The following is a 19060-nucleotide window of genomic DNA, read 5'->3' on the forward strand; positions in this document are numbered from 1 at the left end:
GAATATCGGGCGCGCGTTCAACGTCAGCGATTCCGCGTCAGGGGTTGAATAACAAGAAGCCGTACACCGCAAACAATGCCAGGTGCATCGCGCCCTGCATGACGGAAGTCCGCTGGCCATTGAACGACAGCATGCCGAGCAACACCGTCAACCCCAGCAATACGGTTTCCAGCATCGAGATGCCCATGACGACCTGTTTGCCGGTCACCAGGCCGATGACGAGCACGGCGGGGACGGTCAGGCCGACCGTCGACACGAAGGCGCCCAGGCACAGGTTGATAGAGCGCTGCATTTCATTGCTGCGCGCGGCCTTGATGGCGGTGAGCGATTCCGGCGTGAACACAATGATGGCGATCAGTACGCCGCTGACGGCAATGGGCGCGCCGGCCGTGACCACGCCGTAGTCGATGACGATGGCCAGGTGGTGCGCCAGCAGCACGATCGGGATGATCATGCCCAGCAGCAGCGCGCTGCTGCGCCAGATCGAGGTGTTGTCGCCCGATTCGGTGGTCGGCGCGTTGGCCGGGAGGGTTGCGTTGCCGGCCGCCACGGCCATCTGCCCTGCGGTGGGCTGGATGAACAGCCGCTTTTCACGGCCCATCTGCAGCCACAGGAACACCGCATACAGGCCGGCCGTGATGGCGGCAATCGTCCAGGCCTGCAAGGTCGTGAATTCGCCGGCGCCCGACAGGTAATTGGGCAGCACGAGCGCGGTGCCGGTCAGCAGCACGATCATCGTCAGATAGGCGTTGGCGCCCTGCGCGTTGTATTCCTGTTCGCCGTGTTTCAGGCCGCCCACGACCAGGCAGAGCCCCATGACGAGGTTCAGGATGATCATCATCACCGCGAAGATCGAGTCGCGGCCGATGGTGGGGAATTCGCCCGGGCCCAGCAGCATCGACGCGATCAGGATGACTTCGATCGAGACGATGGACAGGGTCAGGATCAGCGTGCCGTAGGGTTCGCCCAGCTTGTGGGCCAGCAGGTCCGCTTCGTGAACCACGCCAAAGGATGCCGCGATGATGGTGAAGAACAGGACGGCGAAGCAGACCATCGCGGCGACCGGCGTCAGCGGCTGCGCGAGCCACGCGCCGCCGTAGACGGTGAAGGCAATCACGACCAGCCAGGCCCAGCCGAGTTTGAACCAGGTGGCCTTGGGGATGCGAGGGGCATGTGCAGAAGAGGAGGGGACGGGCATCGCTGTTCTTTCCGTGAAAGATGACAGGGTCGTCCCTAGGAATGACACGCCGGCCAGGTCGTCCTGGTGGGGGGCAAGCGCGAATGCGCTCGCGAAATGCGATGTTAACCGATCGGAATTCACGCTCAAACCAGGCGTGGCGGCTGGACGATCAAACTTGTTGGGGGAAAATCCCCCTGCGTCGGTTATCCTGCGCCTGATCGTTCCCTATGAATAAGACCCCATCATGGCCTCCACGGATATCCTTATTTCCACGGACGCAGTAGAGCCCGCGCTTCGCAACGAATATTGGCGCGAGGTCACGCGGCCGTTCTGCGAAACCGCGCCGATGGCCGATGAGAAGGGCGCGACGCTGGAAGGCACGATGCGTATCCGCACCGTGGCGGGCTTGACGCTGGGATCCACGGCCTTCAATGCCCAGCGCTACAAGCGCGACCGCTGGACGATCGCCCGCAGTCCCATCGATCACTACCTCGTGCACGTGCTGGTGGCGGGCTCGATCCGTGGCGACTTTGCCGGGCGCGACGCGGTGGCGGCGCCGGGCGGGATCTGCATCATTGATCTGTCGCGGCCCTACGCTTGCGAGGTGGACGCGGGCGTGCGGCTGGCCACGACGGTGCCGCGCGCCAGCATCGACAAGCTGCTGGGCGCCCGCGATCTGCACGGTTTCGCGCTGGACCCGCAGCTGCCCATCACGCGTCTGCTGGTGGACTATCTTCAAGGCCTGCATGCCGTGTCGGCGGATCTGTCCGCCAGCGAGGACGTGGCGGTGCAGGATGCTCTGATGACGCTGCTGTCAGCGGGCCTGGCAGGGGCCGGCCCGGCGCAGGACGAGCCGCAGTCCGTACTGGGGCGAGCCCTGCGCGCGCGCACCCTGGCGTTCATCGATCGCCACCTGGCGGACCCGACGCTGGGGCCCGAACTGCTGATGCAGCGCTTCAGCGTGTCGCGCGCGCACCTGTACCGCGCGTTCGCCGACCTGGGCGGCATTGCCCACGTGATCAAAAGCAAGCGCCTGGACGCGGCCTACGCCGCACTGGTCGATCCACGCAATGCGGCGCAACCGCCGGTGCGGATTGCGGCCGACCTGGGTTTTTCAGACACGGGCAAGTTCCGCAAGGCGTTCATCGCCCGCTTCGGCATGACGCCGGACGAGGCGCGCGATCTCGAAAGCTGGCCCGCGTCGATCACTGGCGGCGCGCCCCAGCTGTCGCATCATTTCGCCGCGTACGACAGCGGTCAGAAGCGATAGGCCAGCCCCATGATGGGACCCTGCTGCACGACGTTGTAGATGAAACCGTTGCGGTTGTAGTTCACGCCCAGCGCGCGATAGCCCAGCACGGCCGAAAAATTGTTCTTGAACTGGTAGCCGAACGCCGCGGTGGCATCCCAGTCGAGCCGCGCCTGGCCCGCGCCGACGATGCCCCAGCCGGTCACGAACCAGCTGTCGTCCAGCATGTAGCGTCCGCGCAGGCCGACGACGGCATCGACCCACGTCGCGCTGTCTCGTTGGCCCTTGCCATCCAGCAGCCCGCCTTTGAGCGAGATCTTGGTGCTGGCGTACCAGAGCCGCCCGCCGCCGACGACGTCCAGATGGCCGCGGTCGGATTCGGCCACGCTGTAGCCTGCCCCCAAAAAGCCGGAAAACGATTTGGACGTGATGTCGACTTCCTTGCTGAGCACGCCGATACGGTTCTTGCCGCTGCCCGAGAGCCGGCTGTACATGACGTCGCCCAGCAGGCTGACGCGCTGGCGTCGTGCCTCGATGGCGCCCATGAACGCCAGGTCCAGCTCGCTGAAGATCTTGCTGAAGCTGGAATCGATCTTGAGTGCGGGTTGGCCGAGCTGGCCGGCCTTGCCGCTCAGGCCCGCGGCCCAGATGTAGGGGCTGGCGCTGACGCGCCAGCTGTCGCCGTCGCCGGCGTTGTCTTTCAGCAGCGGGCTGATGGGCAGTGGGTTGTCGGCGCAGGCCGCGCCGGACAGACCGGCCAGCGCGGTGGCGAGGATCAAGCTGGGGGCGAAAGACCGCATGATTTCCCGATGAAGCAGTAGCTGTAGAGGCGTGGCAATGCGCGGGTCAGCGCGCGGACAGGACGGCGTCTTCCAGGCCGCAGTTCTGCTTGGGCGCGGCGCCCGTGGCCTTGGCCGCCAGCACTTCCTGGCGGGCGGCTGCCATGTCGGCCAGGAATTCGGCGTTGGTGTGCAGCTTGGCCACCGTGGCCGCGCCCATCGTGCGGCCGGCGTCGACGTCGCTTTGCCAGTGCGCATTGCAGACGACACGGCTTTGGCCGAATTCCAGGCCGCGGCGCAGCAGCGCGTCGGTTCTCTCAGGATTGAGTTCTGCCAGCACCAGCGCCCAGGCCCAGCCCGCGGCCGTGTGGCCGGACGGATAGGAGCCATCGTTGCGCAGCAGCGGTTCCTGTTCGGCAAAGCAGGTGCCTTCGTTGTGGACGACGAAGGGCCGGGTGCGGTTGTAGGTGTTCTTGACGCCGTAGGTGGACAGGCCGGCGTCGGTCAGCACGCGCTGCATCAGGACGAACAGGCGCGGCGTGGTGGTCTCGCTGATGTCGATGCCCATGGCGCACGAGAAATTCGCGGCGGGTTGCGGAAACTGCAGATCGGCATCCAGCTTTGCCAGGCCGGCGCGCGCCTTGCCGCGCAGGGGGATGGTGGCGGCGCGGGCTTCTTCGTCGCGGGCCAGCGCGGCGCTGCCCTTGGCGGGCGGGGGGCCGAGCAGTTCCAGGCTGTCGGGCAGTTCCTTGGGCGGGATGTAGCCTGCCGCCAGCTGGAAGTGCGGATCGGTGACCTTGGGGCCGGGCGCGTCCTGCGCGGCAGCGACCCCGGCGTTCATGCCGGCCAGGGCCAGCGCAAAAAGGGTTGCCGTCTTGGAAATTCTCGAGCGCATGTTCGGCCTGTACCGTCGGTGAAATCAGTGTCTGCGGGAAGTCATTCAATGCGGCCTGGCGCGGCCCGACCTGAATGTGCGGCAGAATTTACACCGGGGTATCGCGCGTAAAACCACGCGTGCGGCGGGATGAGACAAATTGGCGGGAAGATTGAGACAGATGGGGAAAAGGGCGGCAAAAACATCACATCTGGTTTTGCTTCCTTGCGTGAGCGTCGTCTTCGACACCTCATCGGCACGAGGCATGCGGGCTGCATGTGGCATGCGTTTTTCGTGCTTTGCGGCGGTGGGGATTGGGGTGGATGTTGCTTTCGTGACCAAACTTCTGACAGGGTCTTCGTCGGATTCTTCTGATTCTGCGGCCCCTCTTAAGTAACGGTACGAGGACCGATGTAGTTTGATGGATCTGACGAAAGTATTGATGGTCAGATCAATCCTCCCGAGTTGTCCGGTGGCTTCATTGTGACCACAATGTAGTCCTGATAGCCAAAACGCCCGCTACGGGGAGAAACCCATGTCCACTGCTGACACTTATATTCGTGCCCGAATTGACAACGAGACGAAAGAACGCGCTACGCGCGTGCTGGATGCTATGGGACTCAATGTTTCTACAGCGATTCGTTTGCTGATGACCCGGGTGGCTGCGGAAGGAAGATTGCCTTTTGCAATTGAGCTTCCGAATCGAACAACTCGAGCTGCTATTGAAGAGCTTGAAAGCGGTCAAGGTAAGCAATATGCCAGCGTGGACGCTATGTTCCAGGATGGCGTGAATGGCGAGAAAAATCGAGGTGTCGAAGCAGTTCGAACGAGATCTGAAGCGCTTAAGCGCAGGCGTGCACGGGCCTAGTGCGAGACTGCAAATAGACTGCGTGCTGTGCTCACGACCTTGTGCCGAGGCGCAATCTTAGATGCTCGGTACTGCGACCATCCGTTGGCAGGAGAGTACAAGGGCTATCGCGATTGTCATGTTCGCAATGACTTGGTCTTAATTTATAAGCGTGATCCAGATGTTCTCAAGCTGGTTCGCTTGGGAACACATAGCGATCTCTTCTGACAGCGTATCGGCCCAAGTTTCTGTGTTTGCAGGCCCGCCATTGCGGGCTTTCCTTTTTTTGTCGGCCGAATTATGGCTTGGAGGATTGTTATCCCCTCCGTAGTAGCACACCGGCATGACAGGCTTAAGCGCATGGTGCGACGTCTTCTTGCCTGTCGGCCTTGTGCCACAAATTCCTGCAGATTCCATTGCGCCCGGACTGTTTCCGCTTGTGTCCCGAAAACTGACACATGGCGTTCCTAGAATCCGTTCCTGTCATGCGCGGCGTTGCCGCTGGTGTTGCGGGGCGCCCGCAAGCGCATGTCTGTTCAATCAACGGGAATCTGTAATGAAAAAGACTTTGTTCGTCACCGCCCTGTTCGCCGCGCTGTCCGGCGTTGCGCACGCCGAGACCTCGGTGACTCTGTACGGCTTGATCGACACCGGCGTGGGCTTCCAGCGCATCAAGGGCAATGATGGCTACAAGGAGTCGAAGGTCGGCATGACCAACGGCGTGTCCAGCGGCTCGCGTTGGGGCTTGCGTGGCGCCGAAGACCTGGGCGATGGCCTGAGCGCCGTCTTCACGCTGGAAAGCGGCTTCAATTCGGCCAACGGCCAGTCGGGCCAGAGCAGCCGCCTGTTCGGCCGCCAAGCCACCGTCGGCTTGAAGAGCGATTCCTGGGGCCTGCTGGAATTCGGCCGCCAGACCAACATCGCCTCGAAGTACTTCGGCGCGATCGATCCGTTCGGCGCCAGCTACGGCCAGGCCAACGTCGGCGCGGCCTTTGGCGCGGCCAACACGGTCCGTCACGACAACATGGTGCAGTACTCGACCCCGTCGTTCAGCGGCTTCCAGGTCGGCCTGGGCTACTCGTTCAACGTGGCTGACACCACCGCCGCCCAGACCGGCTTCAAGACCGCCGACAACACCCGTGCCATCACGGCCGGCGTGCGCTATGTGAATGGCCCGCTGAACGTGGCCCTGTCGTACGACCAACTGAACCTGGCCAACCAGGTTGCCGGCAGCGAGGATGCGTCGCCCAAGCAGTGGATCATCGGCGGTTCGTACGACTTCGAAGTGGTCAAGCTGGCTTTGGCCTACGGCCAGACGCGTGACGGCTGGTTCACCGGCCAGGCCATCAACGCCTTCGGCAGCGGGTCGGCCACGGCCAAGAGCTTCGGCAGCAACGTCGTGGCCAAGGACTTCAAGTCGAACTCGTACCTGGTTGGCCTGTCGGCCCCGATCGGTGGCGCAAGCAGCATCCTGGCCTCGTGGCAGCGTGCTGACGCCAACAACACGGCGCTGACCGGTGACGATGCCACGATGAACATCTACAGCATCGGCTACACCTACAACCTGTCCAAGCGCACCAACCTGTACGCGCTGGGTTCGTACGCCACGAACTTCGCCTTCATCGACGGTGTGAAGAGCACGGTCGGCCTGGTGGGCGTGCGTCACCGCTTCTAAGCGACGCCTCGCGGTCCGGCGCATCGACGGCGCGTGCATGGTGCGCGCCGTGGAAAAGCCGGACCCGCCGGACCGGCGGCCATGCCCCGGTTTGGCGGACCGCGGTTGCATTGAGCGGACTGGGCGTCTTACCCGGCCACAGACGCGAAAAAAGCGGCCACCTCCCTAGCTCCACTCTCAGTCCGCTCACCCTAACCCAGGTCAGGATGAGTCAGCCTGCCCGAAGGCCCAAGCGCCACCGGCACCGCAATGCGGTGCCGGTGGCGCTTCCGTTTGAGGAGACGGAAAAGGGGAAGGGTCAGTCGTCCAGCGACGGCACGGTGCCGATCTGGGCGAGGATGCGGGGCGATTCCATGTCGCCGGTTTCCTTGTCGATCATGACTTCGTAGGCGGCCACGCCGGCGAACTTGGAGGCCATGGCGTTGGCGATGCGGATGGCGCCGAACTCACTGCTGGCCGGCCGGATTTCTCCGGGGGCCACGCCGTTGGCGGCAGCGCGGTAGGGGACGACGATGTACTGGACGAGATGAGCGGCTTCGGACACAGGATTCTCCTGGACGACGTTTTTCGGGCGAGCGAAATGTAGCATGTTGCACTGTGTTTTTGTACAGTATTTTCGACAAGCGCGCAGGTAAATCTTCGACAGGCCGATCAGACCCAGGAAAACCCCTAGCGCGCAAAGATTGCCCAAAGTCCCGCTCGCCTCTAATATTTTCGAAAATCTTTTAGGTTTTATAAAAAGAGGCTAGGGATGGAAGCAAACAGGTACGACGCCTACCGCGAAAGCACCGCGGGCCGCGCCAACGTGGCGGATTCGCCGGAGCGCATCGCCTACTACCAGGAGCTGGCGCGCCTGGAGACCGGCGCGCTCTGGACGGTGGCGAACAAGATCGAGCCCTGGGCGCCGCGGTCGGCGTCGGTGCCGGTGGTGTGGCGCTACCAGGAACTGCGGGGCCACGTGCTGCGCTCGGCCGAGCTGGTTTCGCCCGAAGAAGCCGGCCGCCGGGTGATCTACCTGAACAATCCCGGCCGGCGCGACGTGGCCGCGGCGGTGGGCTGGCTGTATTCGGGGCTGCAGGTGATGCAGCCGGGCGAATTGGCCTCGGCCCATGCGCATTCGCATTCGGCGCTGCGCTTCATCATGGAAGGCACGGGCGCGTTCACGGTGGTGGACGGCCACAAGATGACGCTGGGGGCGAACGATTTCGTGTTGACCCCCAACGGCACCTGGCACGAGCATGGCGTGGCCGAAGACGGCAGCACCTGCATCTGGCAGGACGGCCTGGACATTCCGCTGGTCAATGCGCTGGAGGCCGGCTTCTATGCCGTGCATCCCGACCTGAACCAGACCGTGACGCACCCGGTGGACGACACCAGCGCCACCTGGGGCAACGTGGCCCTGCGGCCGCAGGCATCGGGCTGGACCAAACCCTATTCGCCCCTGTTCAAGTACGAATGGGAGCCGACCTACGAAGCGCTGCGTCGGCATGCGCGGGTGTCGGCGGGCAGCCCTTACGACGGCGTGCTGATGGATTACGTCAACCCGGCCACGGGCGGCCCGGTCATGCCCACCATCGGCGCCAGCATGCAGTTGCTGCGGCCGGGCGAGCACACCCAGGCGCATCGCCACACCGGCAGCTTCATCTACCAGGTGGCCAAGGGCAGCGGCTTTTCGATCATCGACGGCAAGCGCTACGACTGGACCGAGCGCGACATCTTCTGTGTGCCGTCCTGGGCCGTGCATGAGCACGCCAACCTGTCGTCCAACGACGATGCCTGCCTGTTCTGCTTCAACGACCTGCCGGTGATGCGTTCGCTGGCCCTCTACCGCGAAGAAGCGGTCAAGGACAACGGCGGCCACCAGAAACTGATCTAGCGGCGGCAACCCCCCCACTTTGAATCTTCATCCGCCGCCCGGGGCGACCCGGGCGCCTGTCTCAACTCGTCTTGAATTTCCTGGAGTTCCTATGCGCTTGGTAACTTTTCGCGCCCATCCCGCCGCCGCCGCCCGCCTGGGTGCGCTGGCCGAAGGCTATGTGATCGACCTGGCCCTGCTGGGCCAGGCCGGTGGCGTGGCGCTGCCGGACGACATGCTGGCCTTCATCGACCTGGGCCCGGTGGCCGTGGCCCAGGCATCGCGGCTGCTGGATGCCTATCGCGGCAATTGGCCCGTGGGTACGGCGCTGCCGCAGGAAAACGTGAAGCTGCTGGCGCCGATTCCGCGTCCGCGCAAGAACATCTTCGGCATCGGCCTGAACTACGTCGAGCACGTGGCGGAATCGAGCCGCACGCTGGACACGTCGGCCGACCTGCCCAAGCAGCCGGTGATTTTCTCCAAGCCGCCCACCACGGTGATCGGCCCGGGCGACGCCATCGAGCACAACGCCAGGATCACCCAGCAGCTGGATTGGGAGGTGGAACTGGCGGTGATCATGGGCCGGCGCGCCACGCGCGTGGCCGAGGCCGATGCGCTGTCGTACGTGTTCGGCTACAGCGTGATGCTGGACATGAGCGCGCGCGATTGCCGCCGTGCGGGCCAGTGGATCTATTCCAAGGGCCAGGATACCTACGCCCCGTTCGGCCCGTGCATCGTCACGGCCGACGAGATTCCCGACCCGCAGGTGCTGGACCTGTGGCTGACGGTGAACGGCGAAAAGAAGCAGGGTTCGAACACGCGCCACATGCTGTTCAAGGTGCCGTTCCTGATTTCCGACATCAGCGCAGGCATCACGCTGGAACCGGGCGACATCATCGCCACCGGCACGCCCGAAGGCGTGGGCGCGGGCCGCAAGCCGCAGGAATGGCTGTGGCCGGGCGACGTGGTGGTGGCGTGCGTGGAAGGTATCGGCACGCTGCGGCATCCGGTGGTGGCGGTCTAGGCGAATTCCGGCGCCGGTCGCAAGGGCGGCCGGCTGAGCGGTCTCCAAGGGGAAAACAATGATCAAGCAAACAGTATGGGCGGCCGCAATGGCCATGGCGCTGGGCGGCGCGGCGCAGGCCGCGGACCCGGTCAAGATCGGCTTCATCGCCACGCTGTCCACGCCGGCGGGCTACATCGGCGAAGACGAACGCGATGCCTTCAACCTGGCCATCAAGCAGGGCGGCGGCGCGTTGGGCGGGGTGCCGGTGCAATTGGTGATCGAGGACGACGGCCTGAAGCCGGCCAACGCCAAGCAGGCGGCCGACCGGATGCTGCAGTCGGGCGTGAAGCTGTTCACCGGCGTGAATTTCTCGAACGTGCTCGCTGCCGTGGCGCCGGGCGTGGTCAAGGCGGGCGCTTTCTACGTCAGTCTGAACCCCGGGCCGTCCAGCTTCGCGGGCGAGAAGTGCGACCAGAATTATTTCGTGGCCTCGTACCAGAACGATGCCTTCCATACAGCGGGTGGCGTGGCGGCCAATGAACTGGGCTACAAGCGCGTGGTGCTGCTGGCCCCCAACTACCAGGCCGGGCGCGACGCCATCGAAGGCTTCAAGCGCACCTACAAGGGCGAGGTGGTGGCCGAGATCTACACCAAGCTGGATCAGTCGGACTTCTCGGTGGAACTGGCGCGCCTGCGCTCGCTGGCGCCCGAAGCCGTCTATCAGTTCCATCCGGGCGGCACCGGCATCAACTTCGTCAAGCAGTACGCGGCGGCCGGCCTGAACAAGACCATTCCGATGCTGATGCCCAGCTTCTCGATGGATGCGCGCATGATCCAGGCCACCGGCGACGCGGCGCTGGGCGCCTACACCACCGGCATCTGGTCGGCGGACTTCGACAACCCGCAGTCCAAGGCCTTCGTGCAGGCATTCAAAGCGGCCTATGGCCGCGTGCCGACCGACTACGCCATGCAGGCCTACGACACGGCACAACTGATCGGGGCGGGGCTCAAGGCCACCGGCGGCGACCTGTCACGCCAGGCCGAGTTCCGCGCCGCGTTGCGCAAGCCGGAATTCGCGTCGCTGCGCGGCAAGTTCAGCATGAACACCAATCAGCATCCGGTGCAGGACCTGTACCTGATGAAGATTGAAAAGGACGCCAGCGGCGTGCTGTCGCCGCACCTGGTGCGCAAGCTGGTGTCGGATGACAAGGACGCCTACGCCCAATTCTGCAAGATGCCGTCATGACATTGCTTTTCGAACAGTTGCTCAACGGGCTGCAGTTCGGCGCGATGCTGTTCCTGCTCGCGGCCGGACTGACCCTGATCTTCGGGATCATGGGCGTGGTGAACCTGACCCACGGTTCGTTCTACATGGTGGGCGCGTACTGCGCGGCCTACGCCATCGGCACCACCGGTTCGTTCCTGGCGGGCGTGCTGGCGGCGCTGCTGGGGGCCGGGCTTTACGGCCTGTCGGTCGAGGTGCTGGTGATCCGCAAGCTGTACAAGCGCGATCACCTGTACCAGGTGCTGGCCACGTTCGGCCTGCTGCTGTTTTCGAACGAGGCCGTCAGCCTGATCTTCGGGCGGCGTCCGCCGCTGGTGGGCATCCCGTCCTTCCTGGAAGGCGCGGTGACGCTGGCGCCGGGGTTCCAGTATCCGCTGATCCGCCTGTCGTTCATCGCCATCGGCGCGCTGGTGGCGGTGGGGCTGTGGTGGCTGGTGAACCGTACCCGCATCGGCATGCTGATCCGTGCCGGCGCCGACGATCGCGAGATGGTCGACGCGCTGGGCATCGACATCAAGAAGCTCTACACGCTGGTGTTCGGCCTGGGCGCGATCTTGTGCGGCCTGGCGGGCGTGATGGCCGCGCCGCTGCTGGCGGTGGAAATCGGCATGGGCGAACGCATCCTGATCACCACCTTCGTCGTGATCGTAATCGGTGGCGTGGGCTCGGTGCGCGGGGCGCTGGCGGGGGCGCTGCTGGTCGGCATGGTGGACAGCATGGGGCGGGCCTTTCTGCCGCAGTTGCTGGGCGCGGTGTTCTCGCCGGCCACGGCAGACCCGCTGGCCGCGGGCCTGGCGTCTGCCAGCATCTATGTGTTGATGGCGATCGTGTTGATCGCCAGGCCGGGCGGGCTGTTTCCGGCGCGGGGATGATGATGACAATGAATCTTTCGAATCGCGCGCGCTGGGGGCTGGCCGGGCTGGTCCTGCTGCTGGCGCTGCCGGCTGCCGCGGCTGCCTCCGGGTCGCCTTTCCTGATCGGCGTGGTCACGCGCTTTCTGATCTACGGGCTGGCGGCGGTCAGCCTGGACCTGGTGATCGGCTATGGCGCCATGGTCAGCTTCGGCCATGCGATGTTCTTCGGGCTGGGCGGCTATGCGGTGGGCATCATCGCGTTCCACACGGCCGAGGCGGGCCCGCTGTTCGGCTGGGCCGGCAGCAATGCCGCGCTGGTGGTGTGGCCGATCGCGCTGGCGGTGTGCGCGCTGGCGGGCTGGGTGTTCGGCTACCTGGCGCTGCGCACGCGCGGCGTGCAGTTCATCATGATCACGCTGGCGTTCGGCCAGATGGTGTATTTCATCCTGGTGTCGCTGCAGTTCTACGGCGGCGACGACGGCCTGATGATCGCGCAGCGCAATGTGCTGCCGGGCCTGAACCTGGAGAGCCCGGTGACGTTCTACTACGTCTGCCTGGCGCTTCTGGCCGGCTGGACGCTGCTGTGCATCCGCATCGTCAATTCGCGGTTCGGCATGGTGCTGCAAGCGCTGCGCCAGAGCGAGCGGCGCGCGCTGAACCTGGGCGTGGCGCCCACGCCGTACCGCCTCTCCGCCTTCGTGCTGTCGGCGGTGGGCACGGGGCTGGCCGGCGTGCTGTGGGCCAACTACGCGGGGCTGGTGACGCCCGACATGGCGGCGTGGACCAAGTCCGGCGAGCTGATGGCCATCGTGATCCTGGGCGGCGTGGGTACGCTGCTGGGCCCGATTGCGGGCGCGGCCGTGTTCCTGGGGCTGGAGCAGCTGCTGTCGTCGTTGACCGAGCATTGGCTGCTGTACATGGGGCCGATCCTGGTGCTGGTGGTGCTGTGGGGTCAGAAAGGCCTCTTCGGCCGCCTCTTGGAGACGCGACATGCTGACTAAGCCCACCCCCGAAGCGCTGCGCGCCTCCCCCTCAAGGGGGCATGCCGACGGACCGGCGCAGCCGGCTCCATGGCATCCCGATAAGGTCGCCGCATCGCACACCGCTGCCGGGAAGGTACTGCTGCAGCTGTCTGGATTGCGCAAGGCCTTCGACGCGGTGGTCGCCACCAATGGGGTCGACCTGGACGTGCGGGCGGGCGAGATCCACGCCATCATCGGCCCGAACGGCGCCGGCAAGTCGACGCTGATCGCGCAGATCTGCGGCGAGATCCGGCCGGACTCGGGGACGATCCATCTGGAAGGGCGCGACGTGACCGCGCTGCGGGCCTTCGAACGCGCCCGGCTGGGCCTGGGGCGTTCGTTCCAGATTACCGAGCTGTGCCACGAATACACCGCGCTGGAAAACGTGATTCTGTCGAGCATGCTCAAGGGCGGCCGGGCGTTCGGCGCCTGGTCCGACCCACGGCGCGACGCGGGCCTTAAGGCCCAGGCGATGCAGTGGCTGACGCACGTGGGCCTGGCCGAACGCCGCCATGTGCGCACGGCCGACCTGGCCCATGGCGAAAAGCGCCAGCTGGAATTGGCGGTGGCGCTGGCGCGATCGCCGCGGCTGTTGCTGCTGGACGAGCCCATGGCCGGCATGGGGCCCGAGGAATCGGCCCGCATGACCCGGCTGCTGCTGGGCATGAAGGGCGACTACGGCATCCTGCTGGTGGAGCACGACATGGACGCTGTCTTTGCGTTGGCCGACCGCATCAGCGTGCTGGTCTACGGAAAGGTGGTGTTCAGCGGTGCCCCCGACGAGGTGCGGCGCCATCCGGACGTACGCGCCGCCTATCTGGGAGAAGAACATGTTGAAGGTTGACGGCCTGACGGGCGGCTATGGCTCGAGCAAGGTGCTGTTCGGCATGTCGTTCGAGGCGGGCGAGGGCGAGGTGATTTCGCTGATCGGCCGCAACGGCATGGGCAAGACCACCACCATCAAGACGCTGATGGGCATGCTGCCCGCGACTGGCGGGCAGGTGCAGTTTCGCGGCCAGACGCTGTCGCGGCCCGCGCCCAGCGCGGTGGCGCGGCTGGGCGTGGGGCTGGTGCCCGAGGGCCGGCGCGTGTTCGGGTCGCTGACGGTGGAAGAAAACCTGGTGGCGACCTCGCGCGGCGCACCCGGCGGCTGGGACCTGGCTCGCGTCTACGCGCTGTTTCCGCGGCTGCAGGAACGCCGCGGCCAGTCGTCACGCACGCTGTCCGGCGGCGAGCAGCAGATGCTGGTGGTGGGCCGGGCGCTGATGACCAACCCCAAGCTGCTGATCCTGGACGAGGCTACCGAAGGGCTGGCACCGCTGATCCGGCAGGAAATCTGGCGGTGCCTGCGCACCCTGAAGGCCGAAGGCCAGACGATTCTGGTGATCGATAAGAACCTGCCCGAGATGGCGACGCTGGTGGACCGCCACTACATCGTCGACAAGGGCCGCGTGGCCTGGTCGGGCCAGCCTGCCGAACTGTCCGCGCAGCCCGAGCTGGCGCAGCGCTATCTGGGCATCTGACCCGCAAGAGGAACCGAAATCATGCTGAATCTGCCCCAATTCAAGGCCGCTGCCGTGCAGGCGGCGCCCGTCTTCCTGGACACCGACGCCACGGTCGACAAGACCTGCGCGCTGATCGCCGAGGCCGCGGGCCAGGGCGCGCGCCTGGTGGCGTTTCCGGAAGTGTTCATCTCGGCCTATCCGTACTGGAGCTGGGTGATGAACCCGGTGCAGGGCAGTCCGTGGTTTGAAAAGCTCTGCAAGAGCGCCATCGAACTGCCCGGCCCCGAGATCCGCCGTATCGCGCAGGCCGCGCGCCAGCACGGCATCAACGTGGTGGTAGGCGTGAACGAGCGCAGCCGTTTTGGCGTGGGCACGATCTACAACACCATGGTGTTCATCAACGACGAAGGCCGCATCCTGGGCCGCCACCGCAAGCTGGTGCCGACCTGGGCCGAAAAGCTGACCTGGGCGCACGGCGATGGCGAATCGCTGCGGGTGTACGACACCTCGCTCGGCAAGCTGGGCGGCCTGGCCTGTGGCGAGAACACCAACACGCTGGCGCGGTTTTCGCTGTTGGCGCAAGGCGAAATGGTGCACGTGGCCAGCTACATCTCGCTGCCGGTGGCGCCGCCGGACTACGACATGGCCGAGGCCATCCGCCTGCGCGCCGCGGCCCATTCGTTCGAAGGCAAGGTGTTCACGGTGGTGTCGTGCTCGACGATCTCGACCGAGATCCAGGACGCCATCAGTGCCAGCCACCCCGAGGCCCGCGAGACGCTGGCGCGCCGCAACAGCGCGTTTTCGGGGATATTGGGACCGGACGGCCGCGTGATCGGCGAACCGCTGATCGACGACGAAGGCATCGTCTATGCCGACATCGACCTGTCGCGCTGCATCCAGCCGCGCCAGATGCACGACATCACCGGCCACTACAACCGCTTCGACGTGTTCGACCTGCGCGTGAACCGCCGGCCCTTGCAGGCGGCCCGTTATGACGACCCGAACGATCTGAACGAGGACGAGCCCGACCGGGCCCCGCCGGCCGCGCTGACCGAACCGCAACCCGATGGACGCCGGCAAGGCCGACCGGCCCGCGAGTAGAATGGGCCGCCGGCCTGCGGGCCGGCCGGCCAGCCGCCGACATCTGGAGAGCACGTTGAAGCCAAGAATCAAAGCCTCCCGCCAGGACGAGCCCGGATCGGACGGGAGCGCCGAGGTAGAGGAAATCACGCTGTCCGAGCAGGTCTACCGCCTGCTTCGGCGCGACATCATGAGCGGCGCCTTCGCGCCGGGCCAGTCCCTGCGCCTGGAATTGCTCAAGCAGCGCTACGGCAGCAGCTTTTCTCCCATTCGCGAAGCCCTGAACCGCCTGCGCAGCGAGCGCATGGTGGTCACCACCACCTCGCGCGGTTTCCGCATTGCGCCCCTGTCGATCGAAGAAATGTGGGACGCCTGTGAAACCCGCATCCTGATCGATTGCGACGCCTTGAGGCGGTCGCTGGCCAATGCCGACGATGCCTGGGAGACGCGCCTGGTGGGTGCGTACCACGCGCTGACGCTGGCTGCGCAGCGCGCCGGCGAGGTCTCGCCGCCCAGCCAGGAACTCGAAGAGTCGCTCGAGGCCCGTCACCTGGATTTCCATCACGCGCTGATCGGCGCCTGCCGTTCGCATTGGCTGCTGGACCTGTCCACGCAGCTGTATGCGCAGACCGAACGCTACCGGCGTCCCGCGCGTGCCGGCGCGACGGCCTACGGGCCCGAGCGCAACGTCGACGACGAACACCGCCAGCTGCTGGACGCCGCGATCTCGCGCGACGTCGAACGTTCGGTGGCGATGCTGGCGGCGCATTACCGCAAGACAGCGCAGTTCATCGAACACATCATTTCCCAGGACGACAGGCAGGCCATCAATGAGTGACACGGATATCGATCTGTTTTTTCCCACCATCGCCGAGCGCGAGGTGCAATACAACGCCCGGGAATCGGTGCCGGATTTCGACGCCTGCGTGCGCCGCTACGCGGAATCGTCAGCAAAGGTGAAGGCGCGCCGCCCCGGCATCCTGAACCTGCGCTACGGCATGGGCCACGATGAACGGCTGGACCTGTTCCTGCCCGCCGCCACGCGCACGCCGGCGCCGCTGTTCGTGTTCATCCATGGCGGCTACTGGCGCGCACAGCGCAAGGAAGACGCGCCGGTGATGGCCGAGGCTTTCAACAACGCCGGCGCCGCAGTGGCCGTGCCCGAATACACGCTGGTGCCCGAGGCCACGCTGGGCGAAGTGGTGCGCGAGATGCGTTCGGCGCTGGCCTGGCTGTATCACAACGCGGCCACCTATGGCGTGGACCCCGACCGCATCTACGTGGGTGGCAGCTCGGCGGGCGGCCAACTGGCCGGCATGCTGGCCGCGCCCGACTGGCCGGCGCGCTACGGCGTGCCCGACGACGTGGTCAAGGGCACCCTGGCGCTGAGCGGCCTGTTCGATCTGCGGCCGCTGTGCGACATCCTGCCCAACACCTGGCTGCAGCTCACGCCCGACCAGGCCGCGCACCAGAGCCCGATCTTTCACTTGCCCAAGCGCGCCGGCCCGATGCTGCTGGCGGTGGGCGGGCTGGAAACGCAAGGCTTCAAGAACCAGACCGAGGCCTTTGAACGGGCCTGGACGGGCGCCGGCCTGCAAGCCACCCGCATTCCCACGCCGCAGTGCAATCACTTCGACCTGGTGAACGAACTGGAAGACCCGAACAGCGACCTGACCCGCGCCACCCTGGCGATGATGGGCCTGGCGCCGGCCTGACGGCCCAGCCGACGCCTCGCATGCCATGGCTGACCTGAAGCTGCTGGAAGACCTGATCGCGCTGGCGCAGACCGGCAGCTTCGTGCGCGCCGCCGAGGCGCGGCACGTGACGCATCCGGCGTTCGGGCGCCGTATCCGCACCCTGGAGGCCTGGGCCGGCGCGCCGCTGGTGGAACGCCAGCGCGTGCCGGTCACGCTCACGGCCGAAGGCGAGGCCCTGCTCAAGACGGCTACGCAGGTGGTCGAGCAGATGGGGCGGGTGCGGCATCGCATCCGCAGCTCGGGGGCGGGCGGCGAGGCCGTGTTGCGCATCGCCACCGGCCGCAGCCTGGCGCGCACGCTGGTGGCCGACTGGGTGGCGCGGCTGCGCCATCGCGCGCCCAAGGTGCTGGTCGACGGCACCCAGCTGGAAATCTCCACCGGCAAGATGGAAGACATGGCCATGCGGCTGGAGCAGGGCAAGGTGGACCTGCTGTGCTGCTACGAGCATCCCGCGTTGTCGATGCCGCTCAATCCCGTGCGCTACCGCTACATGACGCTGGGCACCGACAAGCTGGTGCCGGTCAGCCAGGCCGATGGCCGCGGCCGCGCCCGCTACACGCTGGGCGAGGGCGGCCAGCCCGTGCCGCTGATCACCTATGCCGGCGGCCTGTCGATGGAACGCATCCTGGGCGACCGGCTGGAAGCCACGCCCTACGCGCTGGCGCCGTTCGTGCGCAGCGACTCGCTGGACGCGGCGCACGGCGCGGCGGCCAAGGGGCTGGGCGTAGCCTGGCTGCCGTGGTCGATGGTGGCGGCCGATTGCCGCCGCGGCACGCTGGTGTCCCTGGGCGGACGCAGCGACGAGATCGCCTTCGAGGTGCGACTGTACCGGTCGCGGGCACGGCTGGCGGACCTGGCCGAGGCGGCGTGGGAAGCCACCGCCAACCGCAAGGCCTGATCGGTCGCGCCAGGCCATCGTGGACACGCGGGGCTAGAGAGCCGAATAAGCACGCCAATGTGCCGACTTGGCACGTAGCGGCCCTGGCTCGCGCCGCAAAATGTCTCCCGAAATTCGAATGAGGCGGCTCCACCGTCCAACCCAGCACCCCAGGGAGAAATGCATGAAATCCGTACCGTATCCGCTGCGCGCCGCATTGGCCGCGTTCTGTGCCGCCTCGGCGATGGCCATCGCCCAGCCGGCCGTGGCCGCCGGCTACCCCGATCACCCCATTTCGCTGGTCGTCGGCTACCCGGCCGGCGGCAGCGTCGATTTGACCGCGCGCCTGTTCGGCGAAGAACTGGCCAAGCGCATGGGTCAGAGCGTGGTGGTGGAAAACGCCGGCGGGGCCGGCGGCACCATCGGCGCGCAGCGCGTGGCCCGCGCCGCGGCCGACGGCTACACCCTGTTGTTGGGGTCGACCAATGAAATGGTCATTGCCCGCATGATCAACAGCGCCGTGAAGTACGACGGCGCCAAGGACTTCACCGCCTTGGGCGTGATTGCCTCGCAGCCCATGCTGCTGGCCGCCAGCAAGAATTCTGGCGTGAAGACCGCGGCCGACTACCTGCACAAGCTGCGCGAGGCCAAGCCCGGCAGCTTCAACTACGGCTCGTCGGGCGTGGGCACCACGTTGCACCTGGCCGGCGAAATGATCAACCAGTCCACCGGCACGCGCGCCGAACACGTGCCCTACCGTGGCGTATCGCCGCTGGTGACCGACCTGATGAGCGGCCAGCTGGACTTCGGCATGCTGGTGTTGTCGTCGGGCCTGCCGCAAGTGCGCGGCGACAAGATCGTGGCGCTGGGTGTGACGCAGAAGCAGCGTTCGCCGGTGGCGCCGGACGTGCCCGCGCTGGCCGAGACGCCGGGATTCGAGTCGGTGGACATCAGCGTGTCGTTCTCGCTGTACGGCCCGGCCGGCCTGCCCGAGCCGGTGGCGGCCAAGCTGCGCGAGGCGCTGGCCGATACGCTCAAGTCGGAACAGTTCCGCGCCAAGATGCAGGAAGCCGGCGGCGTGCTGTCGCAACCGGGCCTGGACCCGGTGGCCTACCAGGCCGAAGAAACCCGCAAGTACGGCGCCCTGGTCAAGGCCGCCAAGATCGAGGCGCAGTAAGGCGCCCTCGCACGCATCACCCTCATCACGCAGGCAAC

General features: G+C 66.1%; 20 protein-coding genes. 16 read left to right on the forward strand and 4 right to left on the reverse strand.

Going from position 1 to position 19060, the window contains the following annotated elements; translation table 11 throughout:
• Positions 1 to 37: 37 nt before the first annotated feature.
• Entirely contained in the window at positions 38 to 1198 is a 1161-nt protein-coding gene (locus ACUDP5_RS02005) for a calcium:proton antiporter (protein WP_445658045.1), read from the reverse strand.
• A 226-nt stretch (positions 1199 to 1424) separates the two neighbouring features.
• Here ACUDP5_RS02005 and ACUDP5_RS02010 point away from each other — a divergent pair, with 226 nt between their 5' ends.
• Entirely contained in the window at positions 1425 to 2450 is a 1026-nt protein-coding gene (locus ACUDP5_RS02010; protein WP_263915268.1) for a helix-turn-helix domain-containing protein, read from the forward strand.
• Here ACUDP5_RS02010 and ACUDP5_RS02015 read toward each other — a convergent pair.
• Complete coding sequence (locus ACUDP5_RS02015; RefSeq protein WP_263915267.1) at positions 2438 to 3229, reverse strand: hypothetical protein; 792 nt, start codon at positions 3227 to 3229, stop codon at positions 2438 to 2440. The two genes, ACUDP5_RS02010 and ACUDP5_RS02015, sit on opposite strands and share 13 nt — an antisense overlap.
• Positions 3230 to 3275: 46 nt before the next feature.
• A complete protein-coding gene (locus ACUDP5_RS02020) occupies positions 3276 to 4103 on the reverse strand; it encodes an acid phosphatase (protein ID WP_445658046.1) in 828 nt (275 codons plus the stop codon).
• A gap of 514 nt (positions 4104 to 4617) precedes the next feature.
• Here ACUDP5_RS02020 and ACUDP5_RS02025 point away from each other — a divergent pair.
• The 3 genes from ACUDP5_RS02025 (at position 4618) to ACUDP5_RS02035 (ending at position 6604) form a co-directional block, all read left to right on the forward strand.
• A complete protein-coding gene (locus ACUDP5_RS02025) occupies positions 4618 to 4950 on the forward strand; it encodes a type II toxin-antitoxin system RelB/DinJ family antitoxin (RefSeq protein ID WP_445658047.1) in 333 nt (110 codons plus the stop codon).
• A 27-nt stretch (positions 4951 to 4977) separates the two neighbouring features.
• Positions 4978 to 5157, forward strand: a complete 180-nt coding sequence (locus tag ACUDP5_RS02030) for a type II toxin-antitoxin system YafQ family toxin (RefSeq protein WP_445658048.1) — start codon at positions 4978 to 4980, stop codon at positions 5155 to 5157.
• 328 nt (positions 5158 to 5485) lie between these two features.
• Entirely contained in the window at positions 5486 to 6604 is a 1119-nt protein-coding gene (locus ACUDP5_RS02035; protein WP_263915263.1) for a porin, read from the forward strand.
• Positions 6605 to 6902: 298 nt separating this feature from the next.
• On the opposite strand, the gene ACUDP5_RS02040 is transcribed toward ACUDP5_RS02035, so the two are convergent.
• Complete coding sequence (locus ACUDP5_RS02040) at positions 6903 to 7148, reverse strand: hypothetical protein (protein WP_263915262.1); 246 nt, start codon at positions 7146 to 7148, stop codon at positions 6903 to 6905.
• A gap of 207 nt (positions 7149 to 7355) precedes the next feature.
• On the opposite strand from ACUDP5_RS02040, the gene ACUDP5_RS02045 reads away from it, so the two are divergent.
• The 12 genes from ACUDP5_RS02045 to ACUDP5_RS02100 all read left to right on the forward strand — a co-directional run bounded on the left by ACUDP5_RS02045 (position 7356) and on the right by ACUDP5_RS02100 (position 19022).
• On the forward strand, positions 7356 to 8480 hold the full coding sequence (locus ACUDP5_RS02045) for a cupin domain-containing protein (protein ID WP_445658049.1): 1125 nt from the start codon (positions 7356 to 7358) through the stop codon (positions 8478 to 8480).
• 91 nt (positions 8481 to 8571) lie between these two features.
• Positions 8572 to 9483 (forward strand): fumarylacetoacetate hydrolase family protein, encoded by a 912-nt coding sequence (locus ACUDP5_RS02050; RefSeq protein ID WP_263915260.1) that lies wholly within the window; start codon positions 8572 to 8574, stop codon positions 9481 to 9483.
• Between the two features lie 58 nt (positions 9484 to 9541).
• Entirely contained in the window at positions 9542 to 10711 is a 1170-nt protein-coding gene (locus ACUDP5_RS02055; protein WP_445658050.1) for an ABC transporter substrate-binding protein, read from the forward strand.
• A complete protein-coding gene (locus ACUDP5_RS02060) occupies positions 10708 to 11622 on the forward strand; it encodes a branched-chain amino acid ABC transporter permease (protein WP_445658051.1) in 915 nt (304 codons plus the stop codon). The genes ACUDP5_RS02055 and ACUDP5_RS02060 overlap by 4 nt, the downstream gene beginning before the upstream one ends.
• The gene (locus tag ACUDP5_RS02065) at positions 11622 to 12605 is read left to right on the forward strand and encodes a branched-chain amino acid ABC transporter permease (RefSeq protein WP_445659118.1); all 984 of its coding nucleotides are present in this window, start codon (positions 11622 to 11624) and stop codon (positions 12603 to 12605) included. The genes ACUDP5_RS02060 and ACUDP5_RS02065 overlap by 1 nt, the downstream gene beginning before the upstream one ends.
• Positions 12595 to 13470 (forward strand): ABC transporter ATP-binding protein, encoded by an 876-nt coding sequence (locus tag ACUDP5_RS02070; protein WP_445658052.1) that lies wholly within the window; start codon positions 12595 to 12597, stop codon positions 13468 to 13470. Before ACUDP5_RS02065 ends, ACUDP5_RS02070 begins: the two co-directional genes overlap by 11 nt.
• Entirely contained in the window at positions 13457 to 14149 is a 693-nt protein-coding gene (locus tag ACUDP5_RS02075; protein ID WP_263915255.1) for an ABC transporter ATP-binding protein, read from the forward strand. Before ACUDP5_RS02070 ends, ACUDP5_RS02075 begins: the two co-directional genes overlap by 14 nt.
• 21 nt (positions 14150 to 14170) lie before the next feature.
• Complete coding sequence (locus ACUDP5_RS02080) at positions 14171 to 15232, forward strand: carbon-nitrogen hydrolase family protein (RefSeq protein ID WP_445658053.1); 1062 nt, start codon at positions 14171 to 14173, stop codon at positions 15230 to 15232.
• Positions 15233 to 15287: 55 nt separating this feature from the next.
• Entirely contained in the window at positions 15288 to 16049 is a 762-nt protein-coding gene (locus ACUDP5_RS02085; protein WP_263915253.1) for a GntR family transcriptional regulator, read from the forward strand.
• Positions 16042 to 16926 (forward strand): alpha/beta hydrolase, encoded by an 885-nt coding sequence (locus tag ACUDP5_RS02090; protein ID WP_263915252.1) that lies wholly within the window; start codon positions 16042 to 16044, stop codon positions 16924 to 16926. The genes ACUDP5_RS02085 and ACUDP5_RS02090 overlap by 8 nt, the downstream gene beginning before the upstream one ends.
• Positions 16927 to 16951: 25 nt before the next feature.
• Complete coding sequence (locus tag ACUDP5_RS02095) at positions 16952 to 17866, forward strand: LysR family transcriptional regulator (protein WP_263915251.1); 915 nt, start codon at positions 16952 to 16954, stop codon at positions 17864 to 17866.
• 163 nt (positions 17867 to 18029) lie between these two features.
• The gene (locus ACUDP5_RS02100; protein ID WP_445658054.1) at positions 18030 to 19022 is read left to right on the forward strand and encodes a Bug family tripartite tricarboxylate transporter substrate binding protein; all 993 of its coding nucleotides are present in this window, start codon (positions 18030 to 18032) and stop codon (positions 19020 to 19022) included.
• The last annotated feature ends 38 nt before the right edge of the window (positions 19023 to 19060 follow it).

It is taken from the genome of Achromobacter sp. NCFB-sbj8-Ac1-l (assembly GCF_052695805.1).